Source organism: Xanthobacter lutulentifluminis (genome assembly GCF_043194675.2).
Classification (GTDB): Bacteria; Pseudomonadota; Alphaproteobacteria; order Rhizobiales; family Xanthobacteraceae; genus Xanthobacter.
Genome location: NZ_CM195525.1, coordinates 3,556,725 through 3,579,250, shown reverse-complemented (window position 1 = coordinate 3,579,250; position 22,526 = coordinate 3,556,725). Strand labels below are relative to the sequence as shown.

Annotated in this window: 22 protein-coding genes and 2 pseudogenes; 23 read left to right on the top strand and 1 reads right to left on the bottom strand. The window is 65.8% G+C overall.

The genetic code is table 11. From position 1 onward, the window contains the following. Positions 1 to 443 precede the first annotated feature (443 nt). The 6 genes and pseudogenes from V5F49_RS16480 to V5F49_RS16455 form a co-directional block, all read left to right on the top strand. A pseudogene (locus tag V5F49_RS16480) lies at positions 444 to 848 on the top strand (DUF932 domain-containing protein); the annotation flags it as partial. A 329-nt stretch (positions 849 to 1,177) separates the two neighbouring features. After that, positions 1,178 to 2,533 carry a tyrosine-type recombinase/integrase gene (locus V5F49_RS16475; protein WP_245283067.1) on the top strand — a complete coding sequence of 452 codons (1,356 nt, stop codon included), beginning with the start codon at positions 1,178 to 1,180 and terminating at the stop codon, positions 2,531 to 2,533. Further along, positions 2,530 to 4,371 carry a site-specific integrase gene (locus V5F49_RS16470; protein WP_012112822.1) on the top strand — a complete coding sequence of 614 codons (1,842 nt, stop codon included), beginning with the start codon at positions 2,530 to 2,532 and terminating at the stop codon, positions 4,369 to 4,371. Before V5F49_RS16475 ends, V5F49_RS16470 begins: the two co-directional genes overlap by 4 nt. Further along, a complete protein-coding gene (locus V5F49_RS16465) occupies positions 4,368 to 6,533 on the top strand; it encodes a hypothetical protein (protein WP_012112821.1) in 2,166 nt (721 codons plus the stop codon). The genes V5F49_RS16470 and V5F49_RS16465 overlap by 4 nt, the downstream gene beginning before the upstream one ends. Beyond that, complete coding sequence (locus V5F49_RS16460; protein WP_012112820.1) at positions 6,530 to 6,970, top strand: hypothetical protein; 441 nt, start codon at positions 6,530 to 6,532, stop codon at positions 6,968 to 6,970. The genes V5F49_RS16465 and V5F49_RS16460 overlap by 4 nt, the downstream gene beginning before the upstream one ends. A 216-nt stretch (positions 6,971 to 7,186) precedes the next feature. Further along, complete coding sequence (locus V5F49_RS16455) at positions 7,187 to 8,113, top strand: ArdC family protein (RefSeq protein ID WP_012112819.1); 927 nt, start codon at positions 7,187 to 7,189, stop codon at positions 8,111 to 8,113. Between the two features lie 16 nt (positions 8,114 to 8,129). On the opposite strand, the gene V5F49_RS16450 is transcribed toward V5F49_RS16455, so the two are convergent. Then, positions 8,130 to 8,558 carry a MerR family transcriptional regulator gene (locus tag V5F49_RS16450; RefSeq protein ID WP_012112818.1) on the bottom strand — a complete coding sequence of 143 codons (429 nt, stop codon included), beginning with the start codon at positions 8,556 to 8,558 and terminating at the stop codon, positions 8,130 to 8,132. A gap of 116 nt (positions 8,559 to 8,674) precedes the next feature. Here V5F49_RS16450 and V5F49_RS16445 point away from each other — a divergent pair, with 116 nt between their 5' ends. The 17 genes and pseudogenes from V5F49_RS16445 to V5F49_RS16365 all read left to right on the top strand — a co-directional run bounded on the left by V5F49_RS16445 (position 8,675) and on the right by V5F49_RS16365 (position 22,396). Further along, positions 8,675 to 9,070 (top strand): mercuric transporter MerT family protein, encoded by a 396-nt coding sequence (locus tag V5F49_RS16445; protein ID WP_231771510.1) that lies wholly within the window; start codon positions 8,675 to 8,677, stop codon positions 9,068 to 9,070. Between the two features lie 21 nt (positions 9,071 to 9,091). Next, complete coding sequence (locus tag V5F49_RS16440) at positions 9,092 to 9,388, top strand: heavy-metal-associated domain-containing protein (RefSeq protein ID WP_012112816.1); 297 nt, start codon at positions 9,092 to 9,094, stop codon at positions 9,386 to 9,388. A gap of 1 nt (position 9,389) precedes the next feature. After that, entirely contained in the window at positions 9,390 to 9,638 is a 249-nt protein-coding gene (locus V5F49_RS16435; RefSeq protein WP_036742955.1) for a hypothetical protein, read from the top strand. Then, complete coding sequence (merBA, locus tag V5F49_RS16430; protein ID WP_281810080.1) at positions 9,635 to 11,938, top strand: bifunctional organomercurial lyase/mercury(II) reductase MerBA; 2,304 nt, start codon at positions 9,635 to 9,637, stop codon at positions 11,936 to 11,938. Before V5F49_RS16435 ends, merBA begins: the two co-directional genes overlap by 4 nt. Continuing rightward, positions 11,923 to 13,332, top strand: a complete 1,410-nt coding sequence (locus tag V5F49_RS16425) for a dihydrolipoyl dehydrogenase family protein (RefSeq protein ID WP_246670937.1) — start codon at positions 11,923 to 11,925, stop codon at positions 13,330 to 13,332. Before merBA ends, V5F49_RS16425 begins: the two co-directional genes overlap by 16 nt. Before the next feature lie 235 nt (positions 13,333 to 13,567). Next, positions 13,568 to 14,362, top strand: a pseudogene (locus tag V5F49_RS16420) (DUF932 domain-containing protein); the annotation flags it as partial. Positions 14,363 to 14,620: 258 nt separating this feature from the next. Then, positions 14,621 to 14,857: a transcriptional regulator domain-containing protein gene (locus V5F49_RS16415; protein WP_373878250.1), complete on the top strand. Its 237-nt coding sequence runs from the start codon at positions 14,621 to 14,623 to the stop codon at positions 14,855 to 14,857. After that, positions 14,778 to 15,419, top strand: a complete 642-nt coding sequence (locus tag V5F49_RS16410) for a DUF2285 domain-containing protein (protein ID WP_210308505.1) — start codon at positions 14,778 to 14,780, stop codon at positions 15,417 to 15,419. The genes V5F49_RS16415 and V5F49_RS16410 overlap by 80 nt, the downstream gene beginning before the upstream one ends. A 115-nt stretch (positions 15,420 to 15,534) precedes the next feature. Then, positions 15,535 to 15,765: a helix-turn-helix transcriptional regulator gene (locus V5F49_RS16405; RefSeq protein WP_183856692.1), complete on the top strand. Its 231-nt coding sequence runs from the start codon at positions 15,535 to 15,537 to the stop codon at positions 15,763 to 15,765. Between the two features lie 9 nt (positions 15,766 to 15,774). Continuing rightward, on the top strand, positions 15,775 to 16,638 hold the full coding sequence (locus V5F49_RS16400) for a replication initiator protein A (RefSeq protein ID WP_183856694.1): 864 nt from the start codon (positions 15,775 to 15,777) through the stop codon (positions 16,636 to 16,638). A gap of 337 nt (positions 16,639 to 16,975) precedes the next feature. Further along, positions 16,976 to 17,611, top strand: a complete 636-nt coding sequence (gene parA / locus V5F49_RS16395) for a ParA family partition ATPase (protein WP_183856697.1) — start codon at positions 16,976 to 16,978, stop codon at positions 17,609 to 17,611. After that, positions 17,608 to 17,883: a ribbon-helix-helix protein gene (locus V5F49_RS16390; RefSeq protein WP_183856699.1), complete on the top strand. Its 276-nt coding sequence runs from the start codon at positions 17,608 to 17,610 to the stop codon at positions 17,881 to 17,883. Before parA ends, V5F49_RS16390 begins: the two co-directional genes overlap by 4 nt. Further along, on the top strand, positions 17,880 to 18,350 hold the full coding sequence (locus V5F49_RS16385; protein WP_183856701.1) for a DUF2840 domain-containing protein: 471 nt from the start codon (positions 17,880 to 17,882) through the stop codon (positions 18,348 to 18,350). The genes V5F49_RS16390 and V5F49_RS16385 overlap by 4 nt, the downstream gene beginning before the upstream one ends. Beyond that, on the top strand, positions 18,347 to 18,898 hold the full coding sequence (locus V5F49_RS16380) for a S26 family signal peptidase (protein ID WP_183856703.1): 552 nt from the start codon (positions 18,347 to 18,349) through the stop codon (positions 18,896 to 18,898). Before V5F49_RS16385 ends, V5F49_RS16380 begins: the two co-directional genes overlap by 4 nt. Positions 18,899 to 18,931: 33 nt before the next feature. After that, entirely contained in the window at positions 18,932 to 19,261 is a 330-nt protein-coding gene (locus V5F49_RS16375; RefSeq protein WP_110372405.1) for a DUF736 domain-containing protein, read from the top strand. After that, complete coding sequence (locus V5F49_RS16370) at positions 19,248 to 20,210, top strand: lytic transglycosylase domain-containing protein (RefSeq protein ID WP_281810078.1); 963 nt, start codon at positions 19,248 to 19,250, stop codon at positions 20,208 to 20,210. Before V5F49_RS16375 ends, V5F49_RS16370 begins: the two co-directional genes overlap by 14 nt. Positions 20,211 to 20,431: 221 nt before the next feature. After that, the gene (locus V5F49_RS16365) at positions 20,432 to 22,396 is read left to right on the top strand and encodes a relaxase/mobilization nuclease and DUF3363 domain-containing protein (RefSeq protein ID WP_281810200.1); all 1,965 of its coding nucleotides are present in this window, start codon (positions 20,432 to 20,434) and stop codon (positions 22,394 to 22,396) included. Positions 22,397 to 22,526: the final 130 nt, after the last annotated feature.

Sequence of the window (22,526 nt, the reverse complement as noted above, 5' to 3'; positions counted from 1 at the left end):
GCCTCGTCCTCGAATAACGGCATCAAAATCAGGTCAGATTTCGATATTGAATTTCGATCTATATAGCCCATCTCCGCAACGATTGCGAGAGGCGGACGACCATCGGCCGGGGCTGACGAAGGTTCCCACAGCCAGAATCGAGTATGGCGAGCTGCGCTCCCTTTGTCCCGATCGGCCGCGGCCGGAGCCTTGCCGATCCTCGGGGGAGCCAAGGGGGACTTTCCCCTTGCTCCCCGCAAATGCCGCCTGTTGCGGAGCAGGGCCGCCGCCTCGCAAGGTGGTCATGACGGTCATCCTTCCCATCATCGGACCCACCTCGCTCGGCCTGGCAGTCCGGCTCCGCGCGCCGGCATGTGCCCCCTCCATTCCCGCGCGCTCTCGCGCCCCCGGAAGGCATGTCGGGGGACATGCCTTCGGCATCTACGGGAAAAGGAGCAACGACCATGAACATCATCGGCACCAGCCAGAATGGCCAGACTGTTGAAAGCGGCTTCCGCGTGGACATCTCACGTGGCGAGCGGATCGGCCGCGTGTCGTCGGAGTGGTTCTCGCGCCCCGACGACGAACGCTTCCTGTCGCTCACCGAGCTTTACGATGCCGTGAAGGCCCGCGCGGATCGCGCCAAGGCCCGCACCGTGGAGAGCCGCGCCGTACGCGTGGAGGCAAGCCGGGAGGATGCGGAGCGGCTTTCGCTGATCGTTCCCGGACAGGATGCGCCCATCGCCCCGACGCATTGGAGCTTCGGGCAGTTGTGCAGCCTTGTCGGCGCGCCCGCCACCTATATGCGCCAGCTTCCCGCGCCGCTCGCCGGCATCAACCTGCAGCACGGCTTGCTGTCGCACCGCGCCTTATCCTGACTCTGTGATCCTGTCTCAGAATCATGCATTGGAGGCGCCTCACCACGGCTCCGGTGAAGCTCTTCAGACGTCCGGGTCAAGCGTTCCCGCAGCGTAGCGAGGACAACGCTTGACGCGGCGGCGGCACGACAAGCTGTTCATGGGGTGCAGGCTAAGTCCTGCACCCCTGCCACGCGGCGAGCGGGAGAGCGCGAGGGGAACCCCTCGCATTCTAAACAATGAAGTTGCGCCGAAGGCGCTCCGCTTGGGTATCGTGCGTGCATTTGTATTTTACCGATCTTGACACTATTTCGCGTCCGCTTTTCCTTGATGACCTTGCAGTGAGCCTCGCGCCCGGTGCGCTCGACGCGGTCGAGCGCACCGGGCTGATTCACGGCATGCCGTTCATCCTGATGGATGACGGCAGCTACGATCTCGCTCTCAACCGGTTCTTTCGTGCCTGTCCTGCTATGGGAGCGCGATCGCCGAACACGTGGCGCTCCTACGCCCGCGACATTCTCGTCTGGGCGCGCTTTCTTGTCGAACGGCGCGGCGGCAAGACGGTCTGGCAGGCCGGCCGCGACGATGTCCTGGCCTTTCACCGGGCGCGTCGGCTGTCGGCAGCTCCCTACCGCATCTCGGCTGCGAGCTGGAACCGGAGCGTTGCCGCGCTCGACAAGCTCTATCGCTGGGCTGTCGAGGAAGGAATCATTGCGATCTCGCCCTTCAGCTACGGCGCCACCCTTCGCAGGGCCGGCGGTAGCCGCGCAGTGCTCGCTGTGACGACGAACCGTGCCCGCGAGCGCGCCGCGCGGCGCCACGATACCCGTTACATCGATCTTGGCCGCTACCTGCTGTTCCGCGAGGTGGGATTGCGCGGCCGGCTTCCCGACGGCTCGGAGGACGCGACGTGGCGCGGCCGCAACGGCGAGCGCAATGCGTTGTTTGCCGAGCTTCTCGTCACGACCGGCCTGCGGCTGACAGAGGCCGGCAGTCTGCTGCTGAGTGAGCTGCCGCGCCTGACCGATCCCGAATCGCGCTCGGTGCCGTTCGATCTCCCCGGTCCGATCGCCAAGGGCGGACGACCACGGCGCATCCGCGTTCCCCGCCGGGTACTGAGATTGATCGGCGACTATGTCGATCTCGAGCGCACGGTCTCTGCCGCGCGCTCAGAGCCTTCGGTGTCCGATCCGCTCTGGCTGATGCTGGAGGACGGGAAGGCAACAGACGCGGCGGGCAAGCGTGTCCGGCTCGACCGTCTGACGCTGGGCGAACGCCGCCGCGTGCTGGTCGGCACGCCCGGCCAGGCGCAGCATGCCTTGCTCTGGCTGACTGAAGGCGGCAAGCCCGTGCCCTCGGCGACTTGGGAAGCTGCCTTTCGGCGGGCCTGCACCCGCTGCCGCCGTTTCGGCATCGAGGTCGAGGTGACGCCACACACGCTGCGGCACACCTTCGCCGTCAACATGCTCTCCATGCTGATCCGCGAGCAGATCGGATCCGTGTTCGATCCGCAGGACCAGCACGGCGCAGCCTATCGGCGGATTCTCGGCGATCCTCTGCAGAAGCTCCAGCACCTGCTGGGGCATGCGAGTATCACCAGCACCTACATCTATCTCGACAGCCTCGCCGAGGCGCAGGAGCTGGTCGAGGCCGCCGCGGATCGCTGGGCCGAAGACACGGCTGGCGGCGCGGCATGACCGCCGCGGCGGCTCCATCGGTGCGGCGGCCGGGTCGCCGCGCCCTCTTTCCCGAGGCGCTGCCCGATCCCGAGGGCGAGGCCGCCGCTGCGATCGCATCGCTGCGCTTTACCGTCACGCTGGCGGATCGCAGCAAGACGATCGACCTGACGATGCTCGCCGGCCGCAAGGCATTGGCGCGGACCTTTGCCGGCGCGCTCTGGCGCGCCTGCCAGGTCGGTGGTCCGGCCGGCTCGATCTCGACGGCCTACGCCTATGCCAATGCGCTCAAGACATTTTGGCGCTATCTCGATTCCGCCGGATCGCACGTCGCCCGTCTCTCCGACGTCAGTGCCGTCTGCATCGACGGCTTCGATTCCTGGATGGAGGGGAGCGGCCTGCATCCCAATCACCGCCTGCACCGCATGAGCAAGGTGCTCAACCTGCTGCGGCTTGCCGAGGCCGCGGAGCCCAGCCACCTGCCGCCCGATGCCTCACGCCGGCTGATGTACACGAGCGATCGGCCCGGCGTGCGCGCCAGGCCGCGCGATGCCTATGGCGATGATGTCGCCGCGGCATTGCGGAAGGCGGCGCGCACCGATCTCGCCGCCATCATCCGCCGCTTGGGCGAGGCCGATCGTATTCCGGCGGTCGAGGATTCCGATCGGAGCAAGGCGCTGGCAGCAACCCACAAACAGGTAATGGAAGTGATCGACGCGGAAGGCGTCATCGGGCACAGGCACCCTCTCTTCAAGCGACTCTACACGCTCCGCCGCGAGAGTGGCCTGCCGAACGATCGCCTGATCCACGATCTGCATGGCCGCCGGCATCTCATCGCCGCCGATCTCGTGCCGCTCATCGTGCTTATCTCGCTCGACACCGGCATGGAGATCGAAGCGATCAAGGGCTTGCGAGCGGACTGCCTGAAGAACCCGGCGGGCGGCTATGTCGAGATCGAGTATTGCAAGCGTCGGGCGCGCGGCGCCGAGTGGAAGCGGCTGCGTGTGCGCGACGGCGGTTCCTCGACGCCGGGCGGCTTGATCCGCAAGGCGCTGCAGTGGACCGGTCCGGCGAGAAGCCGGCTCGGCGCCGACACGCTCTGGGCGCACTGTGCCTGGGGCCGCCTGACCCCTCGGGTGCTCAGCATGAAGGAGCTCGCGGCTTCATGGACGCGCCGGCACGGCATCCTTGATGAGCGGGGCCAACGCCTTCGCCTCAATCTGACGCGCCTGCGCAAGACGCATAAGGCGGCATGGTACCGGCGCACGGGCGGCCAGCTCGACCGCTTCGCCGTCGGCCACACTGTCGCGGTCGCGGCCGACCACTACGCCGACATTCCCGCGCTTCGTCATCTGCACGAGGCGACAATTGCCGACGCCATGACCGATGCGCTCGACGCCGCGTTCCCCCCCTGTGTCCTGTCGTCGGAGGAGGAAGCGGCCGTCCAGACCGATCCCGACAAGGCGACCGGCCTTCCCGTTGTCGGCGCCGCCGCGGTCAAGGCGCTGTTCGGCGGCGAGCAGGACGTCTGGCTCGCCAGTTGCGGCGGCTTCTACAACAGCCCGTTCGGCTCGGAGGGAGAGGCCTGTCCGTCCCCCTTCTGGGGGTGTCTCGAATGCAGCAATGCCGTGGTCACCGCCCGCAAGGTGCCCGCGCTCCTGGCCTTCCTCAACTTCATCCGGGCGCAGCGGCAGGTGCTGAGCGAAGCCGACTGGATCGCCAAGTTCGGCCGGGTTCACGGACGCATCGCCGAACAGATTCTGCCCCGGTTCGCCGACGCCGAGATCGAGGAAGCCCGTCGGATTGGGTCATCGGACCCCGCGCTCCTCTACCTGCCGCCCGAAGCGAGAGCGCCATGATGCCGGCACCGATCAAGCTGCCGCAGCACGCGTCGCTGCCTTCGGCCATTTATGGCAACGACGAGCCCGTGCTTGCCGGCGTGGCGGTCAGGGACGATGCCGACCGCACGCGACTTCCGCGCTTCGGTGACGATCTTTGGGACCTGGGCGCCGCCATTTTCCGGGTGAACGCCCGCTACAGCAATTACCGGCTGAACCTCGCCCGCATCGCCGATCCCGTCACGCGGCGGCTGGCGAAGGAGTACGTGATCGCCCGCCTGCGCATCCATGTGCCGGGATATCGGGCGCCCTGCGGCGCGACCTCGGCGATCCGCCTGCTGCGCTACATCCAGCATTTCGCCGCGTTCCTCCGCGCAAGGACTGGCGCCGTCGATCTCAGCCGGATCGATCAGGCGCTGCTCGACGCCTATCTGGCGTATGCCCGTGACGGCGGACGGCGAACGCCTCACGAGACGGTGAAGTATGTCGAGGTGCCGATCGACCTGCATCACCTGGCGCCATGGCTAACCGGCGGCGGCATCGGTTTCCTGCCGTGGCGTGGACGTGCGGCGCACCGCGTTGCCGGCCGGCCGCCAGCGCCCGCCGAGAACGCCACGCCGCGCATTCCCGAGCCGGTCATCGGCGCCATGCTGCGCTGGGCGCTCAAGTATGTCGAGGTCTATGCGCCCGATATCCTCGCGGCGCGGGCCGAGCTTGACGCTCTCGAAGCCCGCTGCGCCCGATTGATGGCGCGGGACGCGCGGGCCGGACGGGCCGTGGCCAAGAACTATCGCGCCCGCGTGGCCAAGTGGCTCGACGTGCGCCGGGCCATGGGCCGAGGCGTGCCGATCTGGGAGCACGCGCCCAATGTGGCCCGCCGCATCGACCCGCTCACCGGCGAAGAGACCCCGCCCTACAATCTCCATCTGATGCGCCTTCACGCCGGCGCTCCGCAGAGCGGCCGCATCAGCCAGTCCGAGCCGACTGCACGACTGATCGAGAAGGCAGCCGCCGAGCTCGGAACCGAGATCGGCGGGCTCGATACGCCGATCTCGATCGATCCGGACACCGGACTGCCATGGCGCGAGCGCTTCGACGGCCTCAGCCTCGCCCGCGAAGAACGGATGTTGCAGGGCGCCTGCTATCTCGTCTGCGCCTACCTCACCGGCATGCGCGACAGCGAGGTGCAGGCGATGCAGCCGGGTTGCGTGTCGCCGGTGCGCAGCGCCGACGGCCTGGTCGAGCGGTACCGGCTGCGCAGCACGGTGTACAAGCGCCATGGCGCGCGCGGCGTCACGGCCGACTGGATCACGATCGAGCCCGTCGCTCGCGCCGTCGCGGTGATGGAGGTTCTCTCGGCACGCAATCGCCGAGAGAAGGAACTGTCATCCTTGTGGGTGGCGCTGAAGGACTGGCCCTGGAGCAACGATCATCTCGGGATGGGTGCAACGCCGACACTCAACCTTTTCCGCGAGGGCCTCGACACGCGCTCGGAGGCCGCGCCGGCGATTCCGCGCATCGGCGACGAGCCTTGGAAGTTTACGACCCGGCAGCTCCGACGCACGATCGCCTGGTACATCGCCAACCGGCCGTTCGGCACGGTCGCCGGCAAGATCCAGTACAAGCACGCCTCGGTCGCCATGTTCGAAGGCTATGCCGGATCGGCGCAGGCCGACTTCCGCTTGGCGATCGAGCGCGAACGTGCACTCGGCCAGCTCGACGACATTGTCGCCCATTACGAGGCCTATCTTCGCCGTGAAGGCCCGGCGGGACCGGGTGCTGCGCGACTGCGACGCGAGTTCGGCCGCGTGCAGGAGGAACTTGGCGATCTTCCCGGCCGGATCTTGGACCGCAAGCGGCTGCGCACCATGGTTGCCCATCTCGGGCGGACCCTGCATGTCGGTTTCCTCAACGACTGCCTGTTCGATGCAGCGACCGCGCTCTGCCTCACCGGCGCGCCAGATGCCGAGCGGACGGCGCCGGCCCTATCGCGCTGCAGCCCCGACCGGTGCCCGAACGCCTGCCTGACCGCCCGGCACCGCGAACCGTGGCAGGCCTCGATCGTCGAGGGCGAAGCGCTTCTGGCCGACCGGCGTCTATCGCCGCTGCAGCGCACGGCGATCCTGCGGGACAACGAGCGCAAGTGCCGGCTGATCGCGCCTCTCATGGACGGTGACGCATGACCGCGCTCGGGCCGAAGAGCCAAGCGGCGCTAAGGGCTGCCATGAAGCGGTTGCTCGACGGCCGCCCTGAACGCACCGACGGGGCGCTGACCGTCGCCAACCTGGCGCGCGAGGCCGGCGTCAGCCGAGCGACGGCGAACCGGGCCGGCGATCTTCTCGCCGAGCTCCGCGCGGCCGAAGCCCGCCTGCGGCGATCGTCGCCCAGGGCCCTCAAGGAACGCATCCATGCTCTGGAAGCGGAACTACGCGCCGTGCGTGGTGCCGAGATGGCGGAGCTGCGGGCGCTCACCCGGACGCTCGCGCAGCACATCCAGATGCTGACGTTGCAGCTCGCCGAGCGAGATGCCGTCATCGAAGGTCTGCGAGCGGAGCTGTCTCGATCCGTGGACGCCAGGGTCGTCCCGTTGCGGCGTCCGCCTCTGGACGGCACCGGCTGACAGCCGCGCTTCATCCTGACCGGTCCAGGCGCCGCTCGCCGGTCATGGCTGCCTCCCGTGCTCGCCCGTCGAGGCAGGGCTCGGGTTGTGGCAGACGCTGCCGGCCCATCAACCCTGTTCCGCACCAGCACCGAGAACAGGGTGTGACGGCCCGGCTTCCCGCGTCTGCCCCTGCCGCCTCGCCCTCGACGGAGAGGGCGAACACAGGAGGCAGCCATGACCACCGATCGCACACCCCAGCCCCGGAACGACATCTACGAGCGTGTCACCAGCCAGATCATCGCCGCCATCGAGGCCGGCGCCGACCAGTACCGGATGCCCTGGCACCACGACGGATCGGCCATCACTACGCCCGTCAACGTCGCCTCGCGCAAGGCCTATCGTGGCGTCAACGTCATCGCACTCTGGGCCGCCGCGCACGCCGCCGGCTTTCCCGCCGGCATCTGGGGCACCTATCGCCAGTGGCAGGCGCTCGGCGCCCAGGTCCGCAAGGGCGAGCGCGGGCACCTCGTCGTGTTCTGGAAGACCGTCGATCGCCACGGCAAGGCAGACGTACAGGACGGCGACGAGGATCGCGACGAGCCCGCCCGGCGCATGTTCGCCCGCGGCTACACGGTCTTCAACTGCGCGCAGGTCGACGGCTACACGCCGCCCGAGATACCGGTGCTACCCGAGGCCGAGCGCATCGAGCGGGCCGAACGGTTCTGCGCAGCGCTCGGCATCGACATCCGCCACGGCGGATCGCAGGCCTGTTACCGCCCATCCACCGACCACGTGCAGATGCCCGACTTCGCCTGCTTCCGCGATGCCGCAGCCTATTACGCCGTGCTGCTCCACGAATGCGGGCACGCCTCCGGCGCCAGGCATCGCCTCGACCGTGATCTCTCCGGACGGTTCGGCTCGGCCGCCTATGCTATGGAGGAATGCACGGTCGAGCTCCTGAGCGCCATGATCTGCGCCGACCTCCATCTCAGCGTCGAGCCGCGGCCCGACCACGCCAGCTATATCGCCTCCTGGCTCGAGGTGCTTCGCTCCGACAAGCGCGCGATCTTCACCGCCGCAGCCAAGGCGCAGCAGATCGCCGACTGGCTGCACGCCCAGCAGGGCAACGCTTGCCGGAACGACGTCAGGGGCGCCGCATAGGCGCTCCTCGACCCGATCAGTTGACAGTTCGCTCCCGGAACAGCGCCTCAATCAGCGGACATTCCGGCCGCGTGCCGTCGGCGCATTGCGCGACGACGTCCTTGAGCACCCGCTCCATGCGCTTCAGGTCAGCGATCTTCGCCCGCACATCGTCGAGATGCGCGGCGGCGACCGCGCTTGCCTCGGCGCAGGGCTGGTCGCGTTCGTCGACCAGGCGCAACAGCTCGCGGATTTCGTCGAGTGAGAAGCCGAGCTCGCGTGCCCGCAGCACAAAGCGAAGGCGCCGCTCGTGCGTCGTGTCGTAGCTGCGGTAGCCGGCCGCCGTGCGCGGTGGCTCGGGCAGGAGCCCGACCTTCTCGTAGTAGCGCACAGTCTCCAGATTGCTGCCCGTCCGCCGGGCGAGCTCAGCCCGCTGCAGGCCCTTCACGCCAGCGTGATCGCGCATCGCAAAAATCCCTCTTGACCCTGTAGTTGCTACAGACCGCATGGTACTGCGCAATGAGGATTTCGGCAAGGAAAGCGAGATCGGACATGGATATATCGCGACCCAGCACGGCGGGCATGACGTCCGCCACGACCGACGTGCTCGCGTCGGACCGAGCCGAAGTCGGACGGCAGCGCCTGGTCGCCGTCGGCGGCATTCTCGGCGCGCTTGCCGCCTCCTCGTGCTGCATCGTCCCGCTCATCCTGTTTAGCCTAGGCATTGGTGGCGCCTGGATCGGCAATCTGACGGCGCTCGCGCCCTACAAGCCGCTCTTCGTCGCCGGGACGACGGGCGTTCTCGGCTACGGCTTCTATCTCGTCTACTGGAAGCCGAGGCGGGCCTGCGCCGAGGATGCTGCCTGCGCGCGCCCGATCCCCAGCCGCATTGTCCAGATCGCGCTCTGGTTTGCGACGGTGCTCGTCGCGGCCGCCTTCGCATTCGACTACGTCGCCCCGCTGCTGCTTTCCGCCTGACACCAAGAGGAGACCCGTCCCATGAAGAAGAGTTTGAGTGCTCTTGCTTTGATCATGTCGGTGATGACCGCGCCTGCCGTGTTCGCTACCGAACGCACAGTCACCTTCGCCATCGACAACATGACCTGCGCCTCCTGCCCCTACATCGTGAAGACCTCGATGGCGGCGGTCCCCGGGGTCTCGACGGTGGCCGTCTCGTTCGAAGCCAAGACCGCGACCGTGACCTTCGACGACGCGCAGACGACCCCGGATGCCATCGCGGCCGCCAGCATGAATGCCGGCTATCCGGCCCGCCCGACGCAGGAGCAAGGCAGTTGACATGCATGACCGCGCCCTGATCCGCACCGGCGCCGCAGGCGCCATTGTCGTTGCGATCTGCTGCGCGGCGCCACTCCTTGCCGTGCCCCCGCCGCTGGCCGGCCTCGGCGCGTGGTTGACGGGTTCGGGTCTGGTCGTGCTTTCCCTGATCGCCGCGGGCCTCGGGCTTGTCGCCTGCGGCATCCATCATCGCCGTGCAAAGGTCGTCTGTTCCAACACGAAGATTCTGAATGAAGGCCTGAAGCCATGAACGATTGCTGCACATCCTCCGCGTCCCGCGACAAGGCGACGGTTTCTACATCCGCAACGGTGCCGAGCTTGGCCGTGCGGCCGGGTGTGACGTTTCCGGACTGGTCGGTGGTTTCGTCACCCGTGGTGAAGGAGGCCCTGCTGGCCATGGTCGGCTCCGACCATGTGCTCAACCGCTGGAGCGGCTACGAGGCGGCCACGGATCGCGTGCGCGTTGCGTTGCTACAGCTCTACGCCGAACACGGGCGAGCCCCGACCCCAAGCGCGCTTGCCAAGCGTGCGGGGCTGAGCGAGGAAGCCGTCCGTGCGCTGCTCGAAGAGCTCCGCCGTCGCGACCTCGTCGTACTCGATGGCGACATGATTGTCGGCGCGTATCCCTTCACCGACCGCGACACCGGCCACCGGGTCACACTGGACGGACGCACTCTTACTGCGATGTGCGCGGTCGACGCGCTCGGCATCGGCGCTATGACCGACCAAGACATCTCGATCGTCTCGCGCTGCCGCCACTGCGGCGCGCCGGTCCGGATCACCACGCAGGAACGGGGCCGGGCTCTGGCCGACGTTGAGCCGACGACGGCCGTCGTATGGCTCAGCGTCCATTACGAAGGCGGATGCGCTGCGAACTCGCTGTGCACTGCAACATCCTTCTTCTGTTCCGACGATCACCTCGCCGCGTGGCGCCGGCAGCGTCCTGCAGAGGAGCCGGGATTCCGGCTGTCGATCGAGGAAGCTCTCGAAGCAGGTCGGGCGATCTTCGGGCCCAGCCTTGCCGGAATCGGCACAATCGCCGGCCACGGCAACAACGCGGCCGAGACACAAGGTGAGCCTCAATCGTCGGGCGATACGGCATCGCCGGACAGGCCCGTGACGCATCGGCGCCTTGGCACGAATGGCCGCAACAATGGTTCCTACGACCTTGCCATCATCGGCGCCGGCTCGGCCGGCTTCTCGGCCGCGATCACGGCAGCCGATCAGGGCGCCCAGGTGGCCCTCATCGGCAGCGGCACCATCGGCGGCACCTGCGTCAATATCGGTTGCGTGCCGTCGAAGACGCTGATCCGCGCCGCCGAGACGCTCCACAATGCCCGAGCCGCGGCACGTTTCGCCGGCATCACGGCCGAGGCCGAACTGACCGACTGGGGCGGAACCGTCCGTCAGAAGGACGCGCTGGTTTCGGAGCTACGTCAGGCCAAGTACGCCGACCTGCTCCCGGCTTACAACGGCATCGCCTATCGCGAAGGGCCGGCGCGCATCGTGGACGGCGGCGTCCAGGTGGACGGCACGTTTGTCTCAGCCGGCAAGATCATCATCGCGACCGGCGCGCGACCGGCCGTCCCTGTCATCCCCGGCATCGAGACCGTGCCATACCTGACGAGCACGACGGCGCTTGATCTCGAGGCGCTGCCCCGATCTCTGCTCGTGATCGGCGGCGGCTATATCGGGGCCGAACTCGCCCAGATGTTCGCCCGCGCCGGCGTCGAGGTGACGCTGGTGTGCCGCTCGCGTCTCCTTCCGGAGGCCGAACCCGAGATCGGCACGGCGCTGACGGGGTATTTCATGGACGAGAGCATCGCGGTGATTTCCGGCATCACGTACCGGACGATCCGCAAGACCGCGGACGGTGTTGCACTCACTGTCCATCGCGACGGCAAGGACGTCACGATCGACGCCGATCAGGTGCTCGTGGCGACGGGCCGCGCGCCCAATATCGAAGGTCTCGGGCTCGCCGAGCATGGGATCGCTCTCTCGCCGAAGGGCGGCATCTTCGTCGATGACCGCATGCGCACGACAAGATCGGGCGTGTACGCTGCCGGCGACGTCACCGGTCACGATCAGTTCGTCTACATGGCCGCCTACGGTGCCAAGCTCGCGGCGAAGAACGCCCTCAACGGCGACAGCCTGCGCTACGACAACAGTGTCATGCCGGCCATCGTCTTCACCGATCCGCAGGTGGCGAGCGTCGGGCTGACAGAGGCGGCTGCGCGGACCGCCGGCCACGCCGTCCGTGTCTCCACGATCGGTCTCGACCAGGTGCCGCGCGCGATTGCCGCCCGAGACACACGCGGGCTCATCAAGCTCGTCGCCGACGCTGGCAGCGGCCGGCTGCTCGGGGCGCATATCCTCGCACCGGAGGGAGCCGACAGCATCCAGACGGCGGCCCTGGCAATCCGGCACGGCCTCACCGTCGACGACCTCGCGGATACGCTCTTTCCGTATCTCACCACCGTTGAGGGCCTGAAGCTCGCGGCTCTTGCCTTCGACAAGGACGTGGCGAAGCTCTCATGCTGCGCCGGCTGAGCCGTGAAGGCTCGGATGTCGAACGTGACAATGTTGGAGGAGATCTAGTGGCGAAGAGATATGACCTTGCGATCATCGGCACGGGAACGGCTGCGATCGTAACAGCACACAGGGTTCGTGCGGCTGGCTGGAGCGTCGCCGTCGCGGACTTCCGGCCCTTCGGGGGCACCTGCGCCTTGCGCGGTTGCGATCCGAAGAAGATGATGGTCGGCGGCGCCGAGGCGGCTGATCACGCCTGGCGCATGAGCGGACGTGGAATCGAAGGGGACGCGACGCTCGATTGGACGGGACTGATGGCCTTCAAGCGCAGCTTCACCGATCCGGTACCGCAGAAGCGTGAGAAAGCCTTTGCCGACAAAGGGATTCACGCCTTCCACGGTCACGTTCGCTTTATCGGCCCGAATGCGCTCGAGTTCGGAGGAGAGAGGATCGAGGCGGACCGTATCGTGATCGCCGCCGGCGCCGAGGCCGTGCCGCTCGGCATTCCGGGCGAGCAGCACCTGATCACCAATGAAGGCTTCCTGGAACTGGAGAGCCTGCCTGAACGCATCGTCCTTGTCGGCGGCGGTTATATCGCGGCCGAGTTTTCGCACATCGCGGCGCGCGCCGGAGCACAGGTCACAATTCTTCAGCACGGGAAGCGAATGCTCAAGCAATTCGACCCCGATCTCGTCGGCTGGCTGATGGACAAGTTCAGCGAGCGCGGCATCAATGTCCGCACACAGGCAGGGGTGACCGCCATTGAGAAGGTATCAGACGGCTATCGCGTCCGGGCGGACTGTCCTGACGGCGAACTCGATATGGACGCAGATCTGGTCGTCCATGCCGCGGGTCGGGCGCCGGCGCTCGCGACGCTCGATCTCGATGCCGGGAGCGTAAAGCACCATAACGGGCGGCTGGCGTTGAACGGATTTTTGCAAAGCGTCTCCAACCCCGCGGTCTACGCAGCAGGTGATGCCGCCGGCCTAGGACCGCCGCTCACTCCGGTATCAAGCCATGACGCGAAGGTAGTCTCGGCGAACCTGCTCAACGGCAACACGGTCAGGCCTGAATACACAGGCGTTCCGAGTGTCGCCTTCACCATCCCGCCGATCGCAGCCGTCGGCATGAGCGAAGCCAAGGCGCGTGAGAAAGGCCTGAACGTTCGCGTAAAGACCGAGCGCGTGGACGGCTGGTTCACCGCACGCCAGCAGGCCGAGACGGTGTATGGCTTCAAAACGTTGGTCGACGCGGACACTGACCGCATCCTCGGCGCCCATCTTGTCGGTCCGCACGCTGACGAAGTGATCAACATCTTTGCACTGGCGATCAGGCAAGGGCTGACGGCAGAGCAGTTGAAGACCACCATGTTCGCATATCCCAGCGGCGCGTCAGATATCGGCGAGATGCTTTGAGCGTAAGTGAGGTGGTCGACCGGTACGGCCGCGGAGCAGTCTGCACGAAAGAAATCCCTTCACCAGTCGCATTCGGTTCGCTGAGCAGTCGTAAAAACCACGAACCGCAATGCGAAGAGCAGCCCTCCAGATACTCCCGAGTGTCTCACCCGTTCTAAAACCGCGCAACGCCGCCAGATCGGCTGGTTTCGGCTGATGAAAGTCCGCTGAGACAGCTTGACTGTTCAGATAAGTCGCCGAGCTTGTGAAGACGCTTGAGGCGGATGACGGCCGCATTGAGCTTCGCGCCGTGACCGGCCCCGACTATGGCCGCATCTGGGATCACGAGCTTGTCGCCGCCGTCATGAAGATCGCCGGCAACGGCACTGGCGACACCATGTGGAAGGTGCCCGGCGTGCTGGACTGGGCGACCATGACGCACAATCCCTTCGTGGACATCACGAAGGATACGACCACCCTCTATGCCAGCGACCGCGACGTGTTCCTGTTCCTCGTGGACGACACCCACCCCATCGAGGCAGGGCGCCTGCCGAACGGCGAGCCGGATTTGTATTTCCGGGGCTTCTACTGCTGGAACAGCGAAGTCGGATCGAAGACCCTCGGCATTGCGAGCTTCTATCTCCGCGCTGTGTGCATGAACCGCAACCTTTGGGGCGTGGAAGGTTTCGAGGAGATCAGCATCCGGCACAGCAAGTTCGCGGCCCAGCGCTTCGCCCATGAGGCGGCGCCCGCGCTGACGAGCTTTGCCAATTCCTCGCCCGCGCCATTCATCGCCGGGATCAAGGCGGCCCGGGAAAAGATCGTCGCCCGCACCGACGAGGAGCGCGAGAGCTTCATGCGCAAGCGCGGCTTCAGCAAGGCCGAGACCGGCAAGATCATCGAGACGGTCTTGCAGGAGGAAGGCCGCCCGCCAGAAAGCATCTTCGATTTCGTGCAGGGCATGACGGCGCACGCCCGCGCCAAGGCGCATCAGGATAGCCGGCTAGAACTGGAAGCGAAAGCAAAGACCCTGCTGGAGAAGGCCGCATAGCCGCAGATGCCGCGCGGCCTTCTATATCCGGAAATTTTCCGCCGATCCGTAAATCCGGGTCGGCGGCGCGGCCGCGGCTCGCCGGGCTCCGCCCGGCTCGCAAAGTCATAGCTGGTACGGCCTCAACTATCCGAACAAATACCGCCTGCAATCGCCCTCTCCCGACGATGCACGACACCTTAACTTTAGCCGCCTCATTTTGGGGGACACGGTGCGTGCTCTTGAAAATAGAAGCTTTCCGAAACACATGGAGAAAACATGCCCCACACGCAAGACTGGATGGCCAACGCCGCCTATCTCTACATCCTCTTTCTCGACCGTCCGGCCGTCGCCTGGGAGCACCTGCGGCGCAATCCCGGCTATCGGAATGACTGGCGCCGCTTTGGCACGAAGCGGCGTCCATCATTGAGCGCATATGCGCAGAATTGGGGGTTACGATTTCTTCGAGAACCCCAAACACGACGCGCGCGACGCGCTGCCGTTCTGGCGGCCTGATCCAGACATCGCCCTGCCGATCGTGCCGGACGAAGACCCGGAGGCTGGTACGCCGGTCTTCGACCTCTGGACCTTTCCCGGCCGCAAGGCGATCGGCCATGACGGCGGCCGCCTCGCGCTGAAGCTCACCCGGCGCGGCCGCTCCTGGCATATCCATATCGCTGGCGCGCTTGACGCCACCATGCCCTTCACCTTCGCGATCGCACCGGACGACCGGGCCGATGCCCGCTTGCGCGAGGCCAAGGAACTGCTGGCCGTGATCGCCACTCGCCCAGCCGGACTTGCCGGCCGGCGCGGCTCGCCCGAGCCGATCATCACCATGCAGTCCTTGCAGGCCCTCGACGGTCATCTCGCCGGAGCCAGCGAGCGCGAGATCGCCATCGCGATCTTCGGCGCACGCCTCGTAGAGGAGAAATGGCATGGTGACAGCGAGCTGCGCGCCAGGGTCCGCTATCTCGTCCACCGTGGCCGCGCCCTCATGAACGGCGGCTATCGCCGTTTCCTGTGGGGCGCGACCGCGCGTCGGGCCGGCGAGTATCCCATGCCCGCCGCCGCCCCGTGAGGGAGAAAGCCGACCGGCCAGGATTCTCCATACGCAGCAGGACAGGCTTTCCCCAAGCTGCCTCCCAACCGCTGGACCGGGCTTCGCTCGGCCAGCCTGAGACGGAGGCAGCTTCATGGATCGTCCCGAATCCAAACCGGCCAGCCGCTACCTCACCAATGAGGAAGCGGCCGCCTATCTCAAGCTCTCGCCGCACACGCTGAACAAGAAGCGCGTCATTGGCGGCGGACCAAAGTTCCGCAAGCTCGGCTCCCGCGTCGTCTACGCGATCGACGACCTCGAAACCTGGATCGAGGCGCGCGCTTGCAACACCACCTCAGATCCCCGCTACGCCCAAGCCCGCTGACGGCAACGCATGGCGGCGCGCAGACACATATCCGAGCGCGACCAGCTCGAACTGTTCCGATCGCGCCCCGGCGACATGGCGACCCGCGACTCGCAGGATCTCATGGCCTATCCCTTCTTCTCCCTCGCCAAGTCGAAGCGCGTCCAGCCGATTAAATTCGAGGCCGGCGACGTCCGCATCCATGTCGAGGCCCCGGCCGAATTCGGCCTGGCCACCATATGGGACGCCGACATCCTGATCTGGGCCGCTTCGCAGATCGTCGACGCTCGTGACCTCGGCCTGCGCACCTCGCGGCTGATGGCGACGACACCCTATGAAATCCTGACCTTTATCGGCCGCGGCACCTCCGTCCGCGACTATCAGCGCCTCAAGGCCGCGCTCGACCGCCTGCAAGCCACCACCGTCGCCACGTCGATCCGCCAGCCCTCCGAGAGGCGCCGGCATCGCTTTTCCTGGATCAACGAATGGAAGGAAAGGCTCGACGCCAAAGGCCGACCGCTCGGCATCGAGCTGATCGTGCCGGACTGGTTCTACGAAGGCGTTCTCAACAACGCCCTGGTCCTGACGATCGACCGCAACTATTTCGATCTGTTCGGTGGCATCGAACGCTGGCTGTACCGGCTGGTGCGCAAGCATGGCGGCCGCCAGCCCGGCGGCTGGAGCTTCGATTTTCATCATCTCCATGCCAAGTCGGGCAGCCTCTCGCGCTTCTCGAACTTCGCCTGCGATTTGCGCGACATCGTGCGCCGCCAGCCCTTGCCTGGCTATCGGTTGCGCATCGACCGGCTCGACAACGGCCGCGAACTGCTCGTCTTCGCGCCGGCCACACCGCTTCTGTCCGCTCGTTCAAGGGAGGCTGTGGAAAGGCTGTGAATAGTCTCGTGCTATCGAAGGCATTCGGACTCGTGCTATCGGGGGCACGGCTATCGTGCTATCAAAGGCGCGAATGCGCGTTAAGCAATTGCGGCGCTTTGCAAAAATTATCCCCTAACTTCTCTAATATGGAATCTAACTCTCTTTATTTATCTGGCGACATTGTTGATAACTATGACCAATATAAACTGAGAAAAGACGATTATGTCTTAAGTTATACGAATAAGTACGCTTATGAACAATCCCATACGATCGTCGCGCTGCCTATCGCGCCAGCATGCCCCCAAGGGCGACCGATACCCGGACATGACGACCGTGCCAGCCTGGAGGGCGCGTCATGATCGTGGCGCTCCTCAACCAGAAGGGCGGCGTCGGCAAGACGACGCTCGCCACCCATCTCGCCGGTGAGCTGGCGGCCGCTGGCGCGCGTGTCGCCGTCGTCGACGCCGATCCGCAAGGCTCGGCGCTTGACTGGTCGCAGCGGCGCGCGGAAAGCGGCCTGCCGCGCCTGTTCGGCGTTCTCGGGCTCCCCCGCGAGACGCTGCATGCGGAAGTTCCTGACATCGCCCGCGGCGCTGATCACGTTGTCATCGACGGCCCGCCACGCGTAACCGCGCTGGCGCGTTCCTCGATCCTCGCCGCCGACCTGGTGCTGATCCCGGTCCAGCCGTCGCCCTATGACGTCTGGGCGAGTGCCGAGATCGTAGCGCTCATCGGCGAGGCGCGGCTGTTCAAGCCGCAGCTCCGCGCCGCCTTCGTCGTCAACCGCCGCATCGTCGGCACCATCATCGGCCGCGACGTGCGCGCCGCGTTGCCGGAGGGCTTGCCCGCGCTCACCGCCGACATTGGCCAGCGCGTCGTCTTCGCCGAGAGCGTCGCCACTGGCCGTCTGGCCAGCGAGCTGGAGCCCGGCGGCGCGGCCGCACAGGAGATCACCGCACTCGCTGCCGAGATCATGGGAGGCAGCTCATGAGCGGCAAGCGCGTCACCTTCGGCGCGAAACCCGCCGCACCCACAGTCGATGCCTGGGTGCAGCAGGGCAACGGCGTCGAGGTGGCCGTTCAGGCAACACCGCCGACTTCGGCAGCGAAGGCCGAGATCTACACCGCGCGCCTTACCATCGACGTGACGCCGGAACTGCGCGGCCGCGTCAAGGTCGCCGCCTTCAGGCAAGGCGTCACGGTCGCCGAGATGATCCGCGCGCTGCTCGAGACGCGCTTTCCTGAGGGCGGAGCAGACGCATGACCACGCGCCGCTACACTTGCGTCCTGGCCGTCTTTGAGCGCGACCGCATCAATGTCCGGCTGCGCTTCGGCAAGCCGGTGTGCGAGCGTCAGATCGATCGTCGCAGACGCCTCGCGATGTTCACTCCGGGCAGCACATTCGCGCTATTGCGCTGGGAGGCGAACGCTTATGGCACAACCCTCTCCCATCTCGCCATCATGCGCGCGGTTGCGCCGGGTGAAACGTGCTGCATGTGGCCTTATGTGCGTCCCGGCGCGAAAATACTGCTCTTCGTCGCCGGATGGGGTCAGGTCGAGCGCGCCTTGAAGGCGGTCGACACCGTCGAAGCCCTCGGCGTGGCTCCCTCTGACGCCGCGCCGGAATATTGGCAGCAGGTCCACAACAGGCTCTGGGTGCATGAGACACCACGCACCTATTCGCAAGAACAGCATGACGCCTGGCTCCGTCGCCGGGAGCTGCTGTCATGACGGCACGTGGCCTCTTCTTGATGATGACAGCCAGCGGTGTGCTGCTGATCGCAGCACCCGTCTGGTCGGGGCACGCGCCGCGCTTCATCTGGAATGCGTCGGCAAGTGTGCCGGTCGGCCTCTATCGCGTCGAGCCGGCAGACCGGATCGCGGTCACGGACCTTGCCATTGTCATGCCGCCGGAACCGCTCGCCGGTTTCCTCGATGCCCGCGGCTATCTTCCGCGCGGCGTGCCGCTCTTGAAGCGCGTGCTCGCGCTCGCAGGCCAAACCGTCTGCCGTGAGGGCTTCGACATTATCGCTTACGGCTGGCGCTACGGGGCGGCTCGTGAGCGTGACAGTCGTGGCCGACCACTGCCTGTCTGGCAGGGCTGCCGCGTCGTCCCGAGCGACGCCGCTTTCCTCATGAACTGGGATGCGCCGGACTCATTCGACAGTCGGTATTTTGGCCCGCTTCCCCTCTCTTCCATCGTCGGTCGCGCGGTTCCGATCTGGACCAACGACGGCGACATTGATCCGGCTTCAGAGCCGGTTCCCGACGAGCCATAGGCGGCTCGTGTCCGACCCCAGAAGGAGTGTGCCATGCCGCAGATCGGGACTTTCAAGAAGACGAAGGACGGCTTCACCGGCCGTATCCGGACGCTGACGCTCGACGCCGAGCTGGTCATCAGGTCGGCTGAAAATGCGGACGCCGAAAATGCGCCGCACTATCGCATCTTCACCACCGACGATATCGAAACCGGTGCTGGTTGGAAGCGCACCGGCGAGAGAGCCGGAGACTACCTGTCGCTCGCCATAGACGATCCGTCCTTCACCCAGCCGCTCCGCGCTCACCTGTTCCAGTCGGAAATCGACAACGCGACTTGGAACCTGCTCTGGACACGCCCATCGAAGCGTGATGAGCGGACCTGATGTCATGTGTGGGTCGCGCGAACTGGGATTGACCCTTATCCCTCTGATCGATGGGAAACGGGATCATCCCTCCGACCCGATCGCTGGCCAGACAGCCACCGCGCGCAGTGAAGGTCAGGGGCGGTCGCTTTGCGGCCGGCAACGCCTCGCCCTTGACCGGAGCGAGGACGGTGGCAGGCTGTCGGCGCTCGGACAAGGAGCATGGTGCAAAACGTCGTCGCGCTCGCCTCTACGGCGCGTCATGCAAGCGATCATCACCTGTACGCTGATGATGATTTCCGGCGCCGTGGCCCGAGCGGAACCTGCGTCCTCACCGCCGCCTGGGAAAGCGCCCACGAACCATCAACTATCGGCCGATCCGTGGGCTGCACAGATCGCCGAAGTGGCACAACGTTTCGACATTCCGGAGCAGTGGATACGCTCCGTCATGGGTGTCGAAAGTGACGGCGAAACCCGCGTGGTGTCAGCGAAAGGTGCGATCGGCCTGATGCAGATCATGCCCGCCACCTGGGAGGCGATGCGCAGCCGATACGGGCTCGGCGACGATCCCTTCGATCCGTATGACAATATCACCGCTGGTGCTGCCTATCTGCGCGAGATGTACGATCGCTACGGGGCGCCGGGATTCCTCGCCGCTTACAATGCGGGGCCAGCGCGCTATGAGGAACACAAACTCCTCGGTGTGCCGCTTCCTGATGAGACGCGTGCTTATCTCGACAAGCTCGCATCGATCATCGGCAGCCCGACTCCGAGCCTCTTCGCGGGTTCGGAGACGCACACAAACCGCGGTCCGGAAGCACCACTGTTCGCGGTCGACGCGCGCAAGAAATCTACCGTCGGTGCACTCCCCTCTCGACCATCTGCTGGCGCGCTCTTTGTGACCGTCAAGCCACGCGTCGAATACGTCGAACCAAACGACAGCGACAGCTCCGACGTGCAGCAGAAGTGATCCCATAGCCACGATGAAGCACGGATTCGGAGCGCTGAAGGCGCAGGGCAAGATAAAAGGGGACGGCACGCGCCTGTCCCGAAGTTCTTGTCTGCACGTCGGTTGGGGCGGCACGCGGCGGATGAGCCCGCGTGCCTATAGAATCATCAAGCCATTGTTTATGCGTGAGCTTTCGCGTGCTTCATCGCATGGGCTTGTACAGGATTGGCAGGATCGCCGTCATGCCAGATCGTGACGACAACCGCTTCCGGCCAAGGGCCTCGCCACCAAAATCGCGTGGTCGAGCAAGGACGCCTAAGTTCACCGCACGCGTTCTTAAGGCCGTTTCCCATTCCGGTTCGACAAGCGGCCGGTCGTTCAGTTCCGGGCGGGTGCGTTCCGGCGCCCGTCTCGGCCGCGGCCACGTCGCCGCGAAGTTCGCTGGTCAGACCCTGCGCGGCAGTTCTCGCCGCGTGGTCATCAAGACCCGCTTGGTCAAGTTGGAGAAGGCCGGTACGCGCTCGACCATCACCCATCTGCGCTATATCGAGCGCGACGGCGTGACCAAGGATGGCAGCAAGGCCCACGCCTATGGACCCGGCACGGACAAGGCCGATACCACCGCTTTCGAACAGTGCGGCCGCGAGGACCGACATCAGTTCCGTTTCATTGTCTCGCCGGAAGATGCGGCCGATCTTGGCGATCTGAAAGCCTTCACTCGCGATCTCATGGGCCGCATGGAAGCCGATCTAGGAACCAAGCTCGATTGGGTGGCGGTCGATCACTGGAACACCGACAATCCTCACACTCATATCGTGCTGCGCGGTCGCCAGGACGACGGATCGGATCTGGTCATCGCCCGCGATTACATCGCCGACGGCATGCGCAACCGTGCCCGCGAACTGGCAACCGAATGGCTCGGTCCCCGCACTGAGATGGAAATCCACAACTCCATGTTGCGCGAGGTCGAGCAGGAGCGCTGGACCGCCATCGACCGAATGATCCAGCATGAGGCGGAGGCGGGTGTCATCGACCTGCTTAGCGAACCCGCCGACGCCCACGCTCGCTTCCGACGCACGGTGATGATCGGTCGGCTCCAGCGGCTCGTCGAGATGGGCCTTGCCGACCGCACTGGCGGTTGCATCTGGGCGCTGCACGACGACGCCGAAACCGCGTTGCGTGGCATGGGCGAGCGCGGCGACATCATCCGTACCATGCAGCGCGTCATGTCCGGCGAGAAGCGTGAGCTGGTCGTGCTTGACGCGATGTCATCACAAACGCCCGTCATCGGTCGCATCGTCGACAAGGGACTGGCTGACGAACTCTATGATCGAGCCTATCTCGTTGTCGACGGGATCGATGGCCGGGCACACTATGTTCCGCTTTCGGTGAGCGCCGATCTCGAAGCCCTTCCGATCGGCGGTATCGTCGAGACGCGCGCGGTAGTGGAACGCGGGGCGGATAGGACCATCGCCAGCCTCGCTGTTGACGGCGTCTACCGCGCCGAACACCATCTTGCGGTGGAGCGCGCCGAAGCCAAGCCAGGATACGATCCGGAGAGCTTCGTCGCCGCACACGTCCGTCGACTCGAAGCCCTTCGCCGGGTCGGGATCGTCGACCGTACGGAAGACGGCGTCTGGCGCGTGCCGGCCGACCTCGCCGAGCGCGGTAAAGCTCATGATGCCCGCGGCCTTGGTGGTGTCGATGTCGAGCTTCGATCACATCTGCCGCTTGATCGACAGACGCGCGCGATTGGTGCGACTTGGCTCGATCGGCAGCGCTTTGGCGACACCTCCGCACTCGCGCAGACCGGATTCGGCGCCAGCGTTCGAGAGGCCATGCGCGAGCGGGAGAACTTCCTCGTCGATCAGGGCCTGGCCGAGCGGCGTGGGCAGCGTGTGTTGCTCGTCCGGAATCTGCTCGCCACGCTGCGCGATCGGGAAGTCGAAACCGCTTCCAGAAAGATCGTCGAGGAAACCGGCCTGCATCATCGTGCCGTGCGCGACGGAGAACACGTCAGTGGCATCTATCGCCGCTCCGTCATGCTCGCCAGTGGTCGCTTTGCCATGCTGGACGACGGCGTGGGATTCAGCCTCGTGCCGTGGCGTCCGGTGCTGCAAAAGCGCCTTGGCCAGACGGTCGCTGGGGTTGTTCGTGGCAATAGCGTCTCGTGGGAATTCGGGCGGCACAAGGGTCTGGGAATTTGACGTCAACCTTGACGCCGAGCCACGCGACGACCATCTTCGACGTGGGCTTGCCACCTTCGACCTATCGCCGGGTCAAACGGCCTAAATATTGATCTTCATGCCACCTCTCATCGATCCTTGCGGATTGGGC